This window comes from Leptotrichia wadei (assembly GCF_007990545.2).
Classification (GTDB): Bacteria; Fusobacteriota; Fusobacteriia; order Fusobacteriales; family Leptotrichiaceae; genus Leptotrichia; species Leptotrichia wadei.
In genome coordinates this window covers 106,068-123,412 of sequence record NZ_AP019829.2, presented here as the reverse complement: position 1 = coordinate 123,412, position 17,345 = coordinate 106,068, and the positions used below count along the sequence as shown (strand labels likewise).

The 17,345-nt window shown below is 29.2% G+C and carries 17 protein-coding genes and 1 other RNA gene; 4 read left to right on the top strand and 14 right to left on the bottom strand.

The genetic code is table 11. The features are described from left to right. Positions 1-173 precede the first annotated feature (173 nt). From FVE73_RS00610 to FVE73_RS00595, 4 genes are all read left to right on the top strand, one after another. Positions 174-1,868, top strand: coding sequence for a M3 family oligoendopeptidase (locus FVE73_RS00610; RefSeq protein WP_018499779.1), 1,695 nt, complete (start codon positions 174-176; stop codon positions 1,866-1,868). Between the two features lie 237 nt (positions 1,869-2,105). Continuing rightward, positions 2,106-3,023 (top strand): cysteine synthase A, encoded by a 918-nt coding sequence (cysK, locus tag FVE73_RS00605; RefSeq protein ID WP_018499780.1) that lies wholly within the window; start codon positions 2,106-2,108, stop codon positions 3,021-3,023. A gap of 359 nt (positions 3,024-3,382) precedes the next feature. Further along, positions 3,383-3,931, top strand: a complete 549-nt coding sequence (epsC, locus tag FVE73_RS00600) for a serine O-acetyltransferase EpsC (protein ID WP_018499781.1) — start codon at positions 3,383-3,385, stop codon at positions 3,929-3,931. A 202-nt stretch (positions 3,932-4,133) separates the two neighbouring features. Then, positions 4,134-4,628, top strand: coding sequence for a flavodoxin (locus FVE73_RS00595; RefSeq protein ID WP_018499783.1), 495 nt, complete (start codon positions 4,134-4,136; stop codon positions 4,626-4,628). Positions 4,629-5,336: 708 nt separating this feature from the next. Here FVE73_RS00595 and FVE73_RS00590 read toward each other — a convergent pair. The 14 genes from FVE73_RS00590 to FVE73_RS00525 form a co-directional block, all read right to left on the bottom strand. Further along, positions 5,337-5,654 carry a PepSY domain-containing protein gene (locus tag FVE73_RS00590; RefSeq protein WP_018499784.1) on the bottom strand — a complete coding sequence of 106 codons (318 nt, stop codon included), beginning with the start codon at positions 5,652-5,654 and terminating at the stop codon, positions 5,337-5,339. A 218-nt stretch (positions 5,655-5,872) separates the two neighbouring features. After that, a complete protein-coding gene (lysS, locus tag FVE73_RS00585) occupies positions 5,873-7,357 on the bottom strand; it encodes a lysine--tRNA ligase (RefSeq protein ID WP_018499785.1) in 1,485 nt (494 codons plus the stop codon). A 34-nt stretch (positions 7,358-7,391) separates the two neighbouring features. Next, a complete protein-coding gene (locus FVE73_RS00580) occupies positions 7,392-7,772 on the bottom strand; it encodes a DUF1934 family protein (protein WP_018499786.1) in 381 nt (126 codons plus the stop codon). A gap of 33 nt (positions 7,773-7,805) precedes the next feature. Further along, the gene (locus tag FVE73_RS00575) at positions 7,806-8,234 is read right to left on the bottom strand and encodes a hypothetical protein (RefSeq protein WP_018499787.1); all 429 of its coding nucleotides are present in this window, start codon (positions 8,232-8,234) and stop codon (positions 7,806-7,808) included. A gap of 12 nt (positions 8,235-8,246) precedes the next feature. Further along, positions 8,247-8,717: a 23S rRNA (pseudouridine(1915)-N(3))-methyltransferase RlmH gene (locus FVE73_RS00570; RefSeq protein ID WP_018499788.1), complete on the bottom strand. Its 471-nt coding sequence runs from the start codon at positions 8,715-8,717 to the stop codon at positions 8,247-8,249. Between the two features lie 61 nt (positions 8,718-8,778). Beyond that, a complete protein-coding gene (locus FVE73_RS00565) occupies positions 8,779-9,258 on the bottom strand; it encodes a DNA mismatch repair MutL family protein (RefSeq protein WP_269473110.1) in 480 nt (159 codons plus the stop codon). 91 nt (positions 9,259-9,349) lie between these two features. Next, positions 9,350-10,594 carry an RNA-guided endonuclease InsQ/TnpB family protein gene (locus FVE73_RS00560; RefSeq protein ID WP_146997812.1) on the bottom strand — a complete coding sequence of 415 codons (1,245 nt, stop codon included), beginning with the start codon at positions 10,592-10,594 and terminating at the stop codon, positions 9,350-9,352. Between the two features lie 578 nt (positions 10,595-11,172). Next, positions 11,173-12,732: a DNA mismatch repair endonuclease MutL gene (mutL, locus tag FVE73_RS00555; RefSeq protein ID WP_018498329.1), complete on the bottom strand. Its 1,560-nt coding sequence runs from the start codon at positions 12,730-12,732 to the stop codon at positions 11,173-11,175. A gap of 19 nt (positions 12,733-12,751) precedes the next feature. Beyond that, a complete protein-coding gene (locus FVE73_RS00550; protein ID WP_018498330.1) occupies positions 12,752-13,309 on the bottom strand; it encodes a hypothetical protein in 558 nt (185 codons plus the stop codon). A gap of 21 nt (positions 13,310-13,330) precedes the next feature. Beyond that, positions 13,331-14,314 carry a diphosphomevalonate decarboxylase gene (gene mvaD / locus FVE73_RS00545; RefSeq protein ID WP_026239026.1) on the bottom strand — a complete coding sequence of 328 codons (984 nt, stop codon included), beginning with the start codon at positions 14,312-14,314 and terminating at the stop codon, positions 13,331-13,333. 20 nt (positions 14,315-14,334) lie between these two features. Further along, positions 14,335-15,240: a mevalonate kinase gene (gene mvk, locus FVE73_RS00540; RefSeq protein WP_018498332.1), complete on the bottom strand. Its 906-nt coding sequence runs from the start codon at positions 15,238-15,240 to the stop codon at positions 14,335-14,337. A 168-nt stretch (positions 15,241-15,408) separates the two neighbouring features. After that, positions 15,409-15,746, bottom strand: a transfer-messenger RNA (tmRNA) gene (gene ssrA, locus FVE73_RS00535). Positions 15,747-15,822: 76 nt separating this feature from the next. After that, complete coding sequence (locus FVE73_RS00530) at positions 15,823-16,338, bottom strand: COG2426 family protein (protein WP_018498333.1); 516 nt, start codon at positions 16,336-16,338, stop codon at positions 15,823-15,825. Positions 16,339-16,515: 177 nt separating this feature from the next. Continuing rightward, positions 16,516-17,190 carry a cupin domain-containing protein gene (locus tag FVE73_RS00525; RefSeq protein WP_018498334.1) on the bottom strand — a complete coding sequence of 225 codons (675 nt, stop codon included), beginning with the start codon at positions 17,188-17,190 and terminating at the stop codon, positions 16,516-16,518. Positions 17,191-17,345: the final 155 nt, after the last annotated feature.

The window sequence follows — 17,345 nt, the reverse complement described above, 5'->3', positions numbered from 1 at the left end:
CAAGTTTAAAAAAAATTTAAACTACAATAATAAATTATCAAAAATATATAAATCTTATGTTTGATAATCATAAAGTAAATCTTTGAAATAAGAAGATATAAAAATTATACTTAATTTCCATTTTTTTTATGATATAATTAAATCAGGAAAAAACTGAAGGGAGAATATAAAATATGAAATTTAATGAATACGAATACGAACATTTGGATTTGGAAAAAATAAAGGCAGAATTTTCTAGACTTATAGAAAGTTTTAAAAAGGCTAAAAATATGAAAGGACAAGTTGTTGCATTTGATGAAATTATAAAACTGAGAAATCATATTGAAACTATGCAGACACTTGTTTCAGTTCGTCATAGCATTGATACGAATGATGAGTTTTATGATAAGGAAAATGAGTATATGGATGAAATTAGCCCTATTCTTTTTGGATTTACAAATGATTTTTATAAGGCTCTTGTAAATTCAAAATTTAAAGATGAACTTATCCAAAAATATGGAAAATTTTTATTTGATTTGGCAGAAAACACATTGAAAACATTTTCACCTGAAATTATTCCAGATGCTCAAGAAGAAAACAGATTATCTAGTAAATATTCAAAATTAATTGCCAGTGCAAAAATAGATTTTGATGGAAAAGAGCTTAATTTGTCACAAATGGTTCCTTATACACAGTCAAAAGATAGAAATATAAGAATTGAAGCGGCTAAAAAAGTTGCTCAATTTTTTGCTGAAAATCAAGATGAATTTGATAATATTTATGATTCGCTTGTAAAAGTCAGAACTAGAATGGCTCAAAAAATGGGATATAAAAATTTTGTGGAATTCGGATATAAACAATTATCAAGACTTGAATATGATGCAAAAATGGTAGAAGACTACAGAAAGCAAGTGCTTGAAAATATTGTGCCGCTACATACTGAACTTCGTGAAAGACAAGGGAAAAGACTTGGAGTGGAAAAACTTAGATTTTATGATGAAGCTATAAAATTTAATTCTGGAAATGCTGATCCGCATGGGTCGCCTGAATGGATTTTAAACAATGGGAAGACAATGTATAAGGAATTATCGAAGGAAACTGATGAATTTTTTACATTTATGACTGAAAATAATTTACTTGACTTGCTTTCTAAAAAGGGAAAAATGAGCGGCGGATACTGCACTTACATTCCAGAACACAAGGCACCGTTTATTTTTGCCAATTTTAATGGAACTTCACACGATATTGATGTTTTGACACATGAAGCTGGACATGCTTTCCAAGTTTATCAAAGCCGTGGATTTGAAGTTCCTGAATACTTATGGCCATCTTATGAGGCTTGTGAAATTCATTCGATGAGCATGGAATTTTTAACTTGGCCGTGGATGGACTTGTTTTTTGAAAACGATACTGACAAATATAAATTTATTCATTTATCAGAAGCTCTTTTATTCATTCCTTACGGAGTAACTGTTGATGAATTTCAGCACTGGGTGTATGAAAATCCAGAAGCTACGCCAAAAGAACGTCGTGAAAAATGGATTGAAATAGAAAAAAAATATTTACCAACAAGAGATTACGGAGAAGTCGAAGAATTAAAAAATGGAATTTTCTGGTTTAGACAAGGGCATATTTTCAGTTCGCCATTTTACTACATCGACTACACTCTAGCTCAAGTATGTGCCTTCCAATTCTGGATAAAATCAAGAGAAAACAGAGAAAAAGCATGGCAAGATTATTTGAATTTATGTAAACTTGGAGGAAGCAAACCATTCTTTGAACTTATGAAATCAGCTAATTTGAAAAATCCGTTTGAAGAAGGGACATTGGCTTTTGTAATTCCAAAAATTAAGGAATATTTGGATAATGTTGATGATATGAACTTGTAAAATTAATATTATTTTTTACTTAAGCAGATACATTTAGCAAGGGGAAGATCCCCTTGTTATTGTTAAATTTAAATTACCAAATATATTTACTATAACTTAAAAAATTTTGAATTAAGAGAAAATTTTAAAAATATTTATATTTTTCTATTGATTTTAAAAAAAATTAGTGCTATAATAATTGTAGATACAAATTAATAAAACAAAAAATAATATATTTAAATATGGAGGTAATTTATAATGATTTACGAAAATATCTTAGACTTAATTGGAAATACGCCTGTGGTGAAATTAAAATTCTTAAATGATGAAAATATTGCTGATATTTATGTTAAACTTGAAAAATATAATATTGGTGGAAGTGTAAAGGATAGAGCGGCTCTTGGAATGATAGAAGCAGCTGAAAAAGAAGGAAAATTGAAACCAGGTGGAACAATTGTTGAACCTACTTCTGGAAATACTGGTATTGCACTTGCATTAATCGGTAAAGCAAAAGGTTATAGAGTGGTAATTGTAATGCCTGATTCAATGAGCGTGGAAAGAAGAAGCATTTTAGCAGCTTATGGAGCTGAATTAATATTAACTGAAGGAGCAAAAGGTATGAAAGGGGCAATTGCCGAAGCTGAAAAATTAGCAGCTGAAAATGGATATTTCTTGCCTCAACAATTTGAAAATCCTGCAAACCCTGCAAAACACTATGAAACAACTGCAAAAGAAATTTTAGATGATTTTCCTCAAATTGATGCTTTTATATCTGGAGTTGGAACTGCAGGAACGTTATCAGGGGTTGGAAAAAGATTAAAGGAAGAAAGACCAGGAGTTAAAGTATTTGCCGTTGAACCTGCAACTTCTGCAGTATTGTCAGGTGAACAACCTGGAAAACACTTTCAACAAGGACTTGGAGCAGGATTTATTCCTGGAAACTACGATGCCAGCCTTGTAGACGGAATTATAAAAGTAACTAATGAACAAGCGGTAGAATTTGCAACAAGAGCTTCAAAGGAAAATGGACTATTTATTGGAATTTCTTCTGGAAGTGCAATTGCAGCAGCTTATGAAGTAGCTAAAAAATTAGGAAAAGGTAAAAAAGTTGTAGCAATTTTACCAGATGGTGGAGAAAAATACTTATCAATTGAAGCATTTAGAAACAGTTTATAATTAATAAAATTTAACTAACTTGGGCAAGGATTCTCTGACTTTTACATAAAATAACGGGATGAATTGCCTGTTTTCATATTTTCAATACTTTGGAAAATAAAATTACAGCAAAACTACTTTTAAAACTAAACTAAAAGTTATAAGTATTCTGCTCAAGTATTAGTTATACTTAGTTTTCACTAATTCAATTTTAACTCTTTAGAATTTAATAAATTAAATATTATGAAGCAAAAAAACTTGACTAAAAAAAAGAATTGTCAAACATATACATTATATTTTTCATAAAGAAATAAAATTTCAATAAAAAGTTGTTTTTAAAACAGTTTTATTATATAATTCAAATATAAATTTTAAGGAGTGTGATTATTATTTTTAAATGGTTAGTAAGTGAAATAAATAATATAGCAGAAAAAGATCCAGCTGTCAGATATAAAATAGAAGTTTTCCTTTATCCATCGCTACATGCGATTATTAATCATAAAATTGCCCACTTTTTTCAAAAACATAAATTATATTTTTTAGCAAGATTAATTTCTCAAATTTCACGTTTTTTTACGGGAATAGAAATTCATCCAGGAGCAAAATTAGGAAGTAAAGTATTTTTCGATCACGGAATGGGAATCGTAATTGGAGAAACTGCTGAAATAGGCGATAACTGTGTCATTTATCATGGTGTAACCCTAGGTGGAGTAAGCACTTCCAAAACTAAAAGACACCCTACATTAAAAAATAACGTTATAGTAGGAACAGGAGCAAAACTGCTGGGAAATATTGTAGTTGGAAATAATGTGAAAATTGGAGCAAATTCAGTTGTTTTAAAGGATATTCCAGATAATGCGGTAGCGGTAGGTATTCCGGCTAGAATCATCCCAAAAACAGAGGAAGATTATTATATGTGGCATATCTAACAAATTTTTTTGTTATTTTAAAATATTCAAATGCAAAAAAATTTGACAATCAAAGTAAAATATGGTATATTTTTTATATAAAAAATTTACTTCATTTCTTTGATTTGAAATAAAAATTAGGATAAAATTATCCAAAAATGTAAAAGCAAATAAATGTGCAAAAGCATATTTAAAACTAAACTAATAAACACGGAGGATTAAAATGGCAAAAGTAGGAATTTTTTTCGGATCAACAACAGGAGTAACTGAGGATATTGCTCATAAGATTGCAGAAAAAATTGATGGAGCAGAAGTTTTTAATATTGATGGAAATGAGGATAAATTAGAAGATTATGATGTACTTCTTTTAGGTACTTCTACTTGGGGATTTGGAGATTTGCAAGATGACTGGGCAGCAGTTTTAGATGATTTAGCAAGCAAAGATTTAAGCAGTAAGAAAGTAGGATATTTTGGAAGCGGAGACCAAGGAACTTTCTCTGATACGTTTATGGACGGAATCGCCATCATTGATGAAGAAATCCAAAAAACTGGAGCAACAATCATTGGAAAAACTTCAACTGAAGGATATGAATTCAATGAATCAAGAGCAGCAAAAGATGGAGAATTTTTAGGGCTTGCTCTAGATGAAGTTAATCAATCTGAATTGACAGATGAAAGAATTGACGCATGGGTTGAACAAATCCAAAAGGAATTTTAAATAAAACTATGTCTGTGAAAATATTTAAAAAAAAATAATTATTCACAAAAGACAAATAAATATGATTTTAGCTATATTTATATATAACTAAGATAAATCAATTTTCACAAGTTGATTTTCTCTCCAAAAAATTTAAAAAGGTGTTTTTATAGCACCTTTTTATTATTTTTATTCTTTCCATTAAAACTATTCTTTCAAAAACAAAAACTATATTTTATTTATTTTTTAACAAAAGATCTTGACCCCTTGCAAACAGAAATTAATTATTCTAACAGGAATAGTATTAACTACTATAACTAAAAAAGAAGTATTTTACAAGACATTCAGCTTACAAAATAACTTCTCTCAAAACTATAATTTCTTCTCAACCTTTTTCTCAATTTCTCCTTAAAACAGAACCTCTGTACTTTAACTTCCCTACTTATACATAATGACCTTTTTCTTCAAAACATATCTAAATTTCTTTAGACTTATCTTTTTTTATCTAATCTATCTATAAATAACTTTTTTCCTCTAGGGAAACAATGCCTCCTAAACTCCTTTTTTATCGATATCGACTTAACTTTAAAAAACTTTTTTCTTCATAATTCGGATTCGACCAAGAATCCTATCCTTTTTACTTTTGTTACTTCATTTTTGTATACAAATTCCTGTGTAACCTTTACTCCTTTTTAACTTTGACCTTCTCTTCATAAAACTCTTTATTTCCTAATCTCTATCTACATCCCAATCTGTGATTCTTCCAGTGTACGCATCGATTTCAAACTCATAAGTGTAACCTCTGTAATGAATTTCTCCTTCATAAGAATCTTCATCAAACTCAAAATCTTTAATATTTCTCAGCGTTGCACCTGGAACTTTTGCCAATGCTATTTGTTTAGCTCTTGCTGGGGTTATTTTTGATCTTTTATAAGAACTTTTTTTATGGCTGAAATTTGATTTTTTATAATCTTTACTTCCAGCAAAACTCAAAGAACCTAATACCAAACAACCTAGCAATACTACTTTTAAGAATTTATTTTTCATAATCCTCCTCCGCATTTTCTATTTGTAATTGCTGTTCCTTTATTACATTGTAATAGTATCACATAAAGATTAAAGAAAAATGAGAACTTTTAATTTTTTAAAATTTTTATAAAAAAAAATAGACATCCTCTACTTCTGAGATTGCCTATTTTTCTAGATTCTCACAACTAATTTCATGTTTATCTTTCATTTTTTGATTAATAAATTAATTCAAAAAATTATAATTCGATGTCTTCTTTTCTTAATGTTGGGAACAAGATTACGTCTCTAATTGATGCTGAATTAGTTTGTAACATAACTAATCTATCAATTCCAATTCCTAATCCTCCTGCAGGCGGCATTCCATATTCCAAAGCTCTGATGTAATCTAAATCCATTCCTTGTGCTTCATCATCTCCTGCTTCTTTCAATTTAACTTGCTCTTCAAATCTTTCTTTTTGATCTCTTGGATCATTTAATTCTGAATATGCATTTGCAAATTCTCTTCCAGAAATAAATAGCTCAAATCTATCTACCCATTCAGTTTCACCTTTTTGATTTTTTGAAAGCGGTGAAATTTCTTTTGGATATTCTGTTACAAATGTTGGGCTAATCAATGTTTCTTCAACTTTTTCTTCAAAGAATAAATTTAAGATTCCAAATTTTGTATAAGTTTTATCTTTTTCTAAAGGAATTCCGAATTCTTTTGCAATTGAAACAGCTTCTTCATCGCTTGAAATTGAATCAAAATCAAATCCTGTAGTTTCTTTTACAATTTCTTTCATTGTAACTCTTCTCCAAGGTTTTGCCATATTTATTTTTTTATCTTCATATTGGATTTCATATTTTCCGTGTAATTCCATTGTCAAGCTAGAAATCAAATCTTCTGTCAAGTCCATCATATCATTAAAATCAGCATACGCTTGATAAAGTTCCATCATTGTAAATTCAGGATTATGTTTTACAGAAATTCCTTCATTCCTAAAACTTCTGTTAATTTCAAATACTTTTTCAAATCCACCAACTAAAAGTCTTTTTAAATAAAGTTCTGGTGCAATTCTCAAAAATAATTCCATATCTAATGCGTTGTGATGCGTTACAAATGGTCTTGCAGTTGCTCCACCTGCGATTGGGTGCATCATTGGAGTTTCAACTTCCGTAAATCCTTTTTTTTCTAAATAGCTTCTAAAAAATCTAATAACTTGGAATCTTTTTTTCATAGTTTCCATAACTTCTCTATTCATTACTAAATCAACATATCTTTGTCTGTAACGAGTTTCTACATTAGTTAATCCGTGAAATTTTTCTGGAAGCGGACGTATATTTTTAGACAGCACTTCAAAAGAATCTACTCTTAAAGTCAATTCTCCAGTCTTAGTTCTAAATAAATGTCCTTCAAGTCCAATAAAATCTCCAAGGCCCATCTTTTTATAAATTTCGTATTGATTTTCTCCAACTTCTTCTTTTTTCACATAATATTGAATTTGTCCAGTTGGATCTTGGATTTTCCCAAATCCATTTTTACCCATTCTTCTGAAAGCAACAATTCTTCCTGCTGTCTTAAACACTTTATCACAAGTTTCATCATATTGATTTATTTCAGAAATATTATTTAATTTCTCATACTTTCTTCCATATGGTTCAACACCAATTTCCTTTAGTTCTTCTACTTTTTTTAATTTTTCTTTTATAATACCATTATCATTCTGGTTTTGATTGCTCATTCACTTTTTCCTTTCTATTTTTTTTATAAAATATTTATTTACTTGGAACATCTATAAATTGTAATTCTAAATTTATACTATTTATTACTTCATTACTATGTATTATATCATATTCCAACACTATTTTTCTATTTTCTTTTTGAATTTTTTTTGTAAAAATTTTGTATTTACCATGAAACTGTTTTGTAATATAAGTAAATGGCGTATTTTTATTACTTTGAAAAATCTGTCTAGAATTAATTTCACCATATCGATAAATCTCGATGGAATCACCCTTATCAATAATTTTACAATTTCCATATTCATCGCCATAATAATACTCTTTTTTTTCTTTTTGTTCCAATACCTTTTCCAGCTCAAATAATTTTTCATAATTTTGATTAAAATTATCCAGACTTTTTATTTTTACTTTCATCATATCCCTTTTTTTATTTTTTATTAAACCAATCTATTCATTTTCATCATCAAAAAAATCATCTAAAAATTCTGATAAATCTTCATCATCGGTTTCTTCTTCATCTTCAAAAAATTCATTTTCATCATTCTCATTCAATGAATCAAAATTATTTTCGTTAAATTCTCCATCTTCATTTTCATCCTTATCATATTCACCAAAATCTTCATTCCAGTACATATAATCCTTATCAGATCCATAATATTCATCATTCCATATTTCCAGAACCTGATCTTCCTCATCTTCATCTAAATCATACAGTTCCTCTTCAATACTGTCATAGTAAAAAACCTTCTTTTCCCCAGTTTCACTATCACAAACTAAATATTCCTTATCTCCCACCGTAACATTTGAAAGACACGTATATTCTTCAACTTCCCCCTCGCTATTAGTTTTTTCAAATTCTTCCCCAGCAGAATACATAACTTCCCTCCATTATTTATGATATTTTATATTATTATTGATTGAAATCCATCTATATATTTGCTCTGACAAAATTAGCCGCATAAGCTGATGTGGAAATGTCATCTTTGAAAAACACAGTCTGTAATCTACAATTTCCCGTAAATTATCATCAACTCCATTTGAACCGCCAATTATAAAATTAATTTCACTATTTGTCATTGAAATTTTTTCAATTTTATCAGCCATTTCTTCTGAAGTAAGCATTTTTCCTTTTAAATCAAGCAAAATATTATATGAATAATTTTTTTTTGAAATAACATTTATTATTCTTTCAGTTTCAGAATTTATTGCATTTTCAATCCCTTTGTTATCATCTTCTTCAGCCAGTTCTATAATTTCAAATTTTGTATACTTTGATAACCTCTTTGAAAATTCAGCTATTCCCTCTCTTATATATTTTTTTTTTACTTTTCCAATACATACTACATTAATTCTTATCATATTTTTCCCTTATTGTCAAAAGTTTTTTTCATTTTTTTACTAATTTTCCCCTGTTTTGCCATTATTTTTTTCTTCCAAACATTTTATCCAAATCATTTTTAGACAATTTTACAATAATTGGTCTACCGTGCGGACACGTATATTTTCCCACTTCATGAATCCTTCGTACCATATTCTGCATTTCAAACATATCCAGCTTCTGCCCAGCCTTTACAGCTCCCTTGCACGACATTGAAATAATAATGTTTTCTCTCAAATCCTTTATTTCAACTTCATTTTTTAAATCCAACAAAAGCTGTAAAAATACATTTTCAATACTATCCCGAAAATCAAAGGCAGGCACAGCACGAATCACAATCTCGTTTTCTGAAAACTCATCAATATCAAATCCAAAATCATTAAAAATATTTATATTTTCAAAAATAATATTTTTTTCAATTTGTGTAACTTCCATCTTTAGTGGTAACAATAAATGCTGTGATTCAATTTTTTTATTATAAAACTTATCCTTTAATTCTTCATACAAAATTCTCTCGTGAATAATGTGCTGATCCTGAACCTCCCACGACTAAAGTCGCAGGGTTCTAAAATCTTTAAAAATATTTAAAAATTTTCTAAGAAGTTTGATAGCTTTACACTACCCTTATTCTTTTAGGTGTGTTCAGCTCACCTCTATTGTATAGGATACTTAAATCCACAACTTTACTTTTTCTTAATATATTTAATGCTCCGTTACAATCTGCATTTAATTGATAGCCTTTACTTGTTTGATATAGTCCTCTTTTTATTCTTTTTCCACTGAATATATATTTTTGCGAATTTTCTTTATCATATATTGGAATTTCATCTCTATCAAAGAAACTTGCTTTTGACGTATAACTCTCTTCTTGCAGTTTAAATTCTATTCCATATAGTTTACATAGATATATTAATTTATCTCTTAATTTTCCGTATGGTATATTTACAAAGTTTTGATTATTTATATTTCCTATATTTGAATTTCTTTGAAAATCTTCATTATATCCCAGAATTATTCTTCCTATATCATTATTAAGACAATAATTTATTATTATTCTTGCTGCTTTTGAAAGATAATCATTTATACGATTATTTCTCTTTCTGGCTATTCTCTTTTGCCTTAATGTTATATGCTCTATCTTTTGCTTATCTTTAATGCTTTGCAATTTTGCATTTGTCTTGTTATAGTATTGATTTATTGATTTTAATTTTCTACCATCTATTAGGAATGAAGCTCCATTATTAGTTACACAAGTACAAAGATTATCTATACCTAAATCAATTCCTAGTGCATTGTTTTTATTTAACTTCCTTTGAACTTCTTCTACCTCATAAGTATATTGAATTTCAAAGTACCTAGAATGTTGTTTTGGTATTATTCTGATCTCTTTTATTTTCTTGTTTTTTAATACTGGTGGTAGCTTAATTTTAACTTCCTGATGAGTTTTCTTAAACGAATTTGAATAAGGAACTATCAGAATATCATCTTTTAATCTTACAAAACCTATAACAAGAGTTGTAAAACCATCTTTAGCAAGATAATTAGGTAATTTTATTTTACTATTGTATTGACCATTCTTAGCAAGTTTTAAAAGCCCAAAAAATGATTTGAAACTTCCGTCTACTTCTTTTAGAATTTGTTGAGCCATATTAGAATTTAACTTCTTATAGTTCTCACTATTTTTAAGCATTTTATAGTTTTCGTTATAGCTTAAATACTTTTTATTTTGAAAATAGTGTTGTCTAACATTATATATAGCTTCATTAGTTAAGTTCTTGGCTATATGAGATAAGTATTTTAAATTCCTAAACTCCTTTTTACTAAGATGTTTTACCTGCTGTTTTAAAGTTAAATACATAGATATCACCTTTTCATCAGAGATATTATACCATGTATTCTACATTTTATCTGTCAAAAAAGTAATATTTTTTATTTATTTTTAAATATTTTTAAAGTTTTTAAAACCCCACAACAGCGGGAAGCGTCGTTCACATAAGTACGCTACTACTTATGCAGTTCTCTTATGAACTTCTTGTTATCTCTAACAAGCACAGACTATATCTTATCCATATCCTATTTCAAGGACTTAGGCGAAACCACTTCCAATACCAATCGCTTGTATTGTACTCCCCTCACGAGGGATAGTCGTTGAACTTTCCTTTTCAGGCTTAGCTGCTGATTGTCTATTATCATAATGTTTAGGATTTAACCTTGCACCATCTAGTATATTTTTTCTGCTTTCGCTACCTTCACACTTATACCATATTTGAACGAAAGTATTATGTTGTGGTCATACTAGCTTTAAGAGTTCCCAGCAGTTCAGTTTCTTTGTTGCACAGTTTTGCTCCGTGTCTACATACAAGTTTCCCTATATGCTTACTAAAATTTTCGTGTAATTCATCTCACGACTAAAAGTCACGAGTGTTCTTGCACTATTTAATAAATTTCCAGTTCCTCGTCTTTCCGAACCAAAATATACGTATCAAAAATCTGTCCCAAAATATCATAATGAATCTGTTTTCCAATATGCTTTTCAAACGTTCCCACTTTATAATATTCACTTGCAGTATTTTCATTTACACTATTAGAATTTTTTCTTTCGTTAAAGTTTTCATAATTTTCAAAATTACTATTTTTACTCCAGTTTCTATTATCTTTTTTACTCTTTAGCAAATTAGAATTTTCGATATTTTGCGAGTTTTCCACATTGTTTTCCACAGATTTATCCAAATTCCCATTCATTTTTTTCCAAATTTCATCAAGATTCAAATTATTTTCTTCTTTATCCTTCTTCTCTTCATTATTTGTAAAACCATTATTTTCATTACTTTTTTCAACATTATCTTTTAAAAATTCATTTTTCCCTTCTGATTTTTCACTACATTCTTTCCCATCAAAAGTTTCCAAACTCAAAATCTTCTGATTTTCCCCCTTTAAAATGTCATCAGAAAATAAATCATCCTTTTCCACAGCGATATTTTCATTAATATTAATATTTTTCTTTATTAAATCAATGTTTGGCTGCCAATTTTCCCTGTCATTATAGTAAAAAAAGTCATCAATTGCTGATTTTATCTCATTATAAACAATTTTATCATTTGAGAATTTTACTATTTTTTTAGATGGATGAACATTCACATCTATTTCCTTTGGATCAGCATTATAAAAAATAATGGCAAAAGGATATTTTCCCTTCATTAACTTAGTGTAATAGCCATCTATAACAGCTCTCTCAATAGTTGCCGACTTCACATACCTATTATTTACAAAAGTAAACATAAAATCCTTTGAACTTCGTAAAATTTCCACATTTCCCAAATATCCATATTCAAATTTTTTCAAATTTTTTAAAACCGATTTTCCAAATAATTCAAGAATTGTATTTTCAATTCCTTTTCCACTTGTCTTTATCGTACTTTTCCCATCCAGCTCAAGTGAAAATGCCACATTGCTGTTGGAAAGTGCCTCCTTTAGCACAATATCCCTAATTTTTCCATACTCTGTTGACATCTTTCTCAAAAATTTTCTCCTAGCAGGCGTATTATAAAATAAATCCCTAACTTCCATTTCTGTTCCAACATTTCTTGAAACTTCCTCAAACTTTCTCACAACTCCGCCATAACAGCCAATTTTATATCCCATAGGACTATTTTCAGAACGTGTAGTAATCGTAAGTTTTGATACCGCTGCGATAGATGACAGAGCCTCTCCACGAAATCCATAAGTATTTAAGTTAAAAACATCTTCCTTTTCCTTAATCTTAGAAGTAGCATGCCGCTCCACCGACAAAAGCGTATCGTCCTTATCCATCCCAACTCCATTATCATTTACTTTAACATCCACTCCGCCTTTAAAAACCTCTATTTTTATCATCGAAGCCTTCGCATCCAGTGAATTTTCAATCATCTCCTTAATCATTGAAGCTGGATTTTCTACAACTTCCCCAGCGGCAATAATATTTGATACTTTTTCATCTAGTATTTTTATATATCCCACAATTTCTCCTCCTTTTTCATCAGTTTTTCTTTTTTAAGAAAAATACAGCCATCACACAAACAATTAATCCAGTAACCGCAGGCATCAACATTGAAAATGCACTCTTGCCAGTTAAAAGATAGCTGTTAAATATTTTAAAAAATGCAGCTGCTATTAAAATTACTAAAAGTAATTTCCAATTTTTTGTCCAAGTTGAAATTATAATAAAAATAAAAAAAATTATAACAGTAAAAAACAAGACAATTTTATCTATTGTCCATCCGCTTTTCAAATAATTTGATTCAAAATTTAAAAATTTTACAATTTCAGGATTAGTTATATTTGGCTTTGAAAACCAGAACATACTCGTAAATAGACCAAAAATAGAGATTGAAATTCCTGAAAACAGCTTTTTGTACGCACTCCAGATTATTGGAACAATGAATAGTGGTCTTATATACCAGCTCAGTATATTCCGATGTCGCTGAAATGCCCATGTAAAAAATATTTCATTATTAAAAAATAAATAAATTAAAATTATTGTCGCAATTCCAAATAATATACCTGTAACTATATCAAATTTTCTTAATTTACCCATTATTCAAAAACCTTTCTAAAATCATAATTTAACAGTTTTACTTACAATAACCTTATATTTTTTCCCAAAAATCCCTGCCAATTTTTCCAAATTCTCTTCTAGACAAAGCACCTTCACATTAGGTCCAGCATCCATCGTAAAATAGCATTTCTTCCCATTATTTCTCAAATTTTTTACAAAATCCATTGCTTCGTAAGTTTTTTCATTAAAATACGAAAATGGAGGATTTGCAGTTTCAGTTGTCTTGTGCATTCTAAGAGCATTCTCTTCTGTCAAAGTTCCCACTTTTTCAAAATCATTTTCAGCAAGATATTTTTTCATATTTATAAAATCAATTTCAGACTGCTTTACCCATTCATCAAAATACGTCGAAGTTTTGGCACAAAGTTCCATTCCATTTCGGCTTGAAATTTTCTTTTTATTTTCATTTAGCACAAGCACAATCATCGCCAGTTTCAAATCTGTCTTAACTTCACAAATCTCTCCAGTATCCTTGTCCCAAGCCGCAATTGGTCCAAAAAAACTTCTCGAAGAAGAGCCAGATCCAAATTTTGAAATTTGTGCAAGTTCAGATTGTGTATAGTTTTTTCCAAAAAGTTCATTACAAGCCTTTATTACAGCCGATAAACCGCTCGAACTGGAAGAAAGGCCAGCAGCTGTTGGCATATTATTGGTTGTAGAAATTTTTACCTTCTGACTTCTATTTTCCCTAAATAAATCCACAACTTTACTAATCTTTTCTGTATGTACACTATCCTGCAATTCTCCATTCAAATAAAACAAGTCTGCCATATCCGAGAATTTATCTTTGTAATCTCCATTTTTCATTTCTTTTTCAACTGAAATTTTAATATCCTCATCACTTATAAATTCCATCTCTGTTTCTGTAAACATATCGTTAAGAGTAAGGGAAATACTGCTTGTGGCAGGTATCATTTTTTTCGCATCTTTTTTTCCCCAGTATTTTACAATCGCAATATTAGCATAAGATTTAACTTTTACCATTTTTTCTCCTTTATTTTTTATTAAATTTTCTCTACCCAAATATTTTCCGCTCCACATTTGGTAAATCCATCCTTTATCTTTTCTACAATTTTCAAATTTTTTGCAAGTGCAATTACACAGCCTCCTAATCCTCCACCAGAAATTTTTGCTCCATTTGCCCCATTTTCAATCGCTGTTTTTACAAATAAATCTGTTTTTTTTATGGTTATGTTCAAGTTTTTGAGTTCTGTGTTTGCCTTTGTCATAATTTTTCCTATTTTATCGACCTTTTCTCCTTTGGGTTCACTATTTTCAGATAAAATTTTAGCCATTTCATCTGTCAATTCACCTAGTTTTTTTAAAGGAACATCAGCTTTGCTCCCTAAATTTTTCACATTTTGAATCGCTTCACTAGTATTCCCATAAATACCCGTATCTGCAATTACAAGATATGCATCAAGATTTAAATCAATGTATGAAAACCCTTTATTTTTTATAAATTTTATGGCTTTGTCACTAAGACAAGTTTTTGCATCCAATCCGCTTGGAGTTTGGTGAGCCACAATTTCTGCTGTATTTACTAATTTTTCCAATAATTCATCTTCTAAATTTTCTCCAAAATAGTTAAATATTGCACGAATTGCCGCAATGCTGACTGCCGCAGAAGAGCCCATCCCACGTTTTTGAGGGATTTGAGAAATTACTCTATACTTTATTTTTACATTTTCTTTTCTTAAATATTTTAATGCAGTAAAAATAGCAACTGAAAGAGTGTCTGTTTCATTACAAAAAAAACTATTTTTTGCCTTTTCCACTACACATTCTATTTCAATTTTTTTCAATGGAATAGCAATAGCAGGATATCCGTAAACGACAGAATGTTCTCCAATTAATATGATTTTGCTATGTGATTTTCCAATACCTATTTTTGTTTCTGCTTCTCTCATTTCACTTCATTCTCCTAATTTTAAATACCATTTTTCTTCTATTTGTTTTTTATATTATCTCATATTTTGACTTTATTTAAAAGAGATAAAAAATTTAAAAAAAGAAAAACGAGCCCAATGACCCGCTTCTTTTAATCTATCTAAAATTTTACCTTTTATTTTCTGTTTTGGTGGAAATGACGGGAATCGAACCCGTGTCCAAAATAGAAAGTCCTTACTATCTTCTACAAGTTTAGTCTATTTAACGCTTTAACCGTTAGATATTAAACAGACAAAAGTCTAAAGGCAAGATTATAGAATTTCCCTAAATGACATAATCATACATTTAGGTAAGCCATTAAAAATGACATCATCTAATGAGAAAATGGCATTCCCAAAAGAGATGAGCCGCTATCTTAGGCAGCTAATGCGTAATTATCGTTTCCGATTATTTTTAAATGGGTTTTAAAGCTCCCGCTTACTTGCCGATAATAATCTTTTTATCCTGTCGAAACCAAAACATTCCCTTAATTACTCTAATATTTAACTTTAAATAATTTTACCATAAAAATCTTTATTTTTCAACAGCCTATTTAAAATTTTTTAATGTTTTGGTGCAAAAAAGCTTATTACCCCATAAGATGCCAAAGTCATCACAGTTGCAGCTATTATTACTCCCAATCCAATATAAAAAAACGATTTTTTTCTCTCGAACTGAAGCAATGCCGCAATTAATGCACCTGTCCAAGCACCTGTTCCTGGAAATGGAATTGCCACAAACAGCATCAGTCCAATAAATTCTCCTGTTGCAAGTCCTTCACTACGTTTTTTAGCACGATTTTCTATTTTTTCAATAAATTTTACCAAGATATTACGTCTTTTCATAAATTCAAAAGCTTTTATTGAAAACAACAGGATAAATGGCACAGGAAGCATATTTCCTACAATCGAAACAATCATATTTAAGTACCAAGGCAATCCAATAGCAGCTCCGATCGGTATTGCACCACGAAGCTCAATTATAGGTAGCATTGATATAAGAAATATTCCTATCATTTTATTTAAAAGCGGTGCTCCAATTAAAGTTACTTTTATAAAATTTTTAAAAGATTCCATCATTTTTATTTTTAAATTTCTCCCTTATAGTTTATTTACGTTGATTTGAGATAACGTATAATCAGCTTTCGTATAAAAAACTGTATAAAAGTACTTCACTATTTCTATACAGCTTTTCATCTAATATATAATTTTTTTCAATAAAATTATTATTTTATAAAAAAATAAAGTTACAAATTTTTATTCTTTAACAAGTATCAATAGCATTTTGAAATTTCCCGTTTCAGCTTCTACAGCATGAGGTATATTTGCAGGAAGAACTGCACTTTCACCTTTTTTAACGATAAATGGCTTTCCATCAACATAATACTTACCTTCCCCATCAAGCACGGTAACCAAGGCATCTCCAGGAGCCTTATGCGGATCAAGGCTTTCACCTTTCCAAAAAGACATAATTGTCATTACCAAATTTGGTTTTGCCACTAAATTTTTACTTACAATTTTCCCTTCCTGATATTCAACAACTTCAGCAAGATTAAATGCATTTGCACTTTCTAGCATTTTTAACGTCTTATTTTCCATATTCTTATCTCCCATCTTTTCTCCAATTTCAATTAACTTTAAATTATCTCTCGCTTCAATAGAATAATTATGATTTGCTGTTATTTCAAGAAAATCTCCACTGGAAATTATTTTCTTATTACTTTCAATAAAAATCTCTCCATTACCATTAAAACAGTAATAATAACGATTCCCGAGCATAGCCTCTGCCGTTATTTCCTCATCTTTTGCCAAAGAAAATAAAGAAATATAGCTATTTGGCTGATTTAAGATTCTCATGCTTACAACTTCAGCTTCCTTTGATGTGATAAGTTCATTAAAATTTATTGGTTTTGCCATTTCTATTTTAACCATAAATCCCTCCTTATTGTTGCTTTAAAATAATTTTTAATTATTTTTATTATAGTATAACATATATTTTACAAAATATAAATTGATTTTTCAAAAAGAAAATTTAAAATGATGAAAAGAAAAATAAGAAATTATAGATAAAAAGAAAACCGACTATT

Coding starts and splice junctions, on each gene's coding strand:
- FVE73_RS00610 (WP_018499779.1), top strand. CDS start 174: ATGAAATTTAATGAATACGAATACGAACATTTGGATTTGGAAAAAATA.
- cysK (WP_018499780.1), top strand. CDS start 2,106: ATGATTTACGAAAATATCTTAGACTTAATTGGAAATACGCCTGTGGTG.
- FVE73_RS00595 (WP_018499783.1), top strand. CDS start 4,134: ATGGCAAAAGTAGGAATTTTTTTCGGATCAACAACAGGAGTAACTGAG.
- FVE73_RS00590 (WP_018499784.1), bottom strand. CDS start 5,654: ATGAAAAATAAATTCTTAAAAGTAGTATTGCTAGGTTGTTTGGTATTA.
- lysS (WP_018499785.1), bottom strand. CDS start 7,357: ATGAGCAATCAAAACCAGAATGATAATGGTATTATAAAAGAAAAATTA.
- FVE73_RS00580 (WP_018499786.1), bottom strand. CDS start 7,772: ATGAAAGTAAAAATAAAAAGTCTGGATAATTTTAATCAAAATTATGAA.
- FVE73_RS00575 (WP_018499787.1), bottom strand. CDS start 8,234: ATGTATTCTGCTGGGGAAGAATTTGAAAAAACTAATAGCGAGGGGGAA.
- FVE73_RS00570 (WP_018499788.1), bottom strand. CDS start 8,717: ATGATAAGAATTAATGTAGTATGTATTGGAAAAGTAAAAAAAAAATAT.
- FVE73_RS00560 (WP_146997812.1), bottom strand. CDS start 10,594: ATGTATTTAACTTTAAAACAGCAGGTAAAACATCTTAGTAAAAAGGAG.
- FVE73_RS00550 (WP_018498330.1), bottom strand. CDS start 13,309: ATGGGTAAATTAAGAAAATTTGATATAGTTACAGGTATATTATTTGGA.
- mvaD (WP_026239026.1), bottom strand. CDS start 14,314: ATGGTAAAAGTTAAATCTTATGCTAATATTGCGATTGTAAAATACTGG.
- mvk (WP_018498332.1), bottom strand. CDS start 15,240: ATGAGAGAAGCAGAAACAAAAATAGGTATTGGAAAATCACATAGCAAA.
- FVE73_RS00530 (WP_018498333.1), bottom strand. CDS start 16,338: ATGATGGAATCTTTTAAAAATTTTATAAAAGTAACTTTAATTGGAGCA.
- FVE73_RS00525 (WP_018498334.1), bottom strand. CDS start 17,190: ATGGTTAAAATAGAAATGGCAAAACCAATAAATTTTAATGAACTTATC.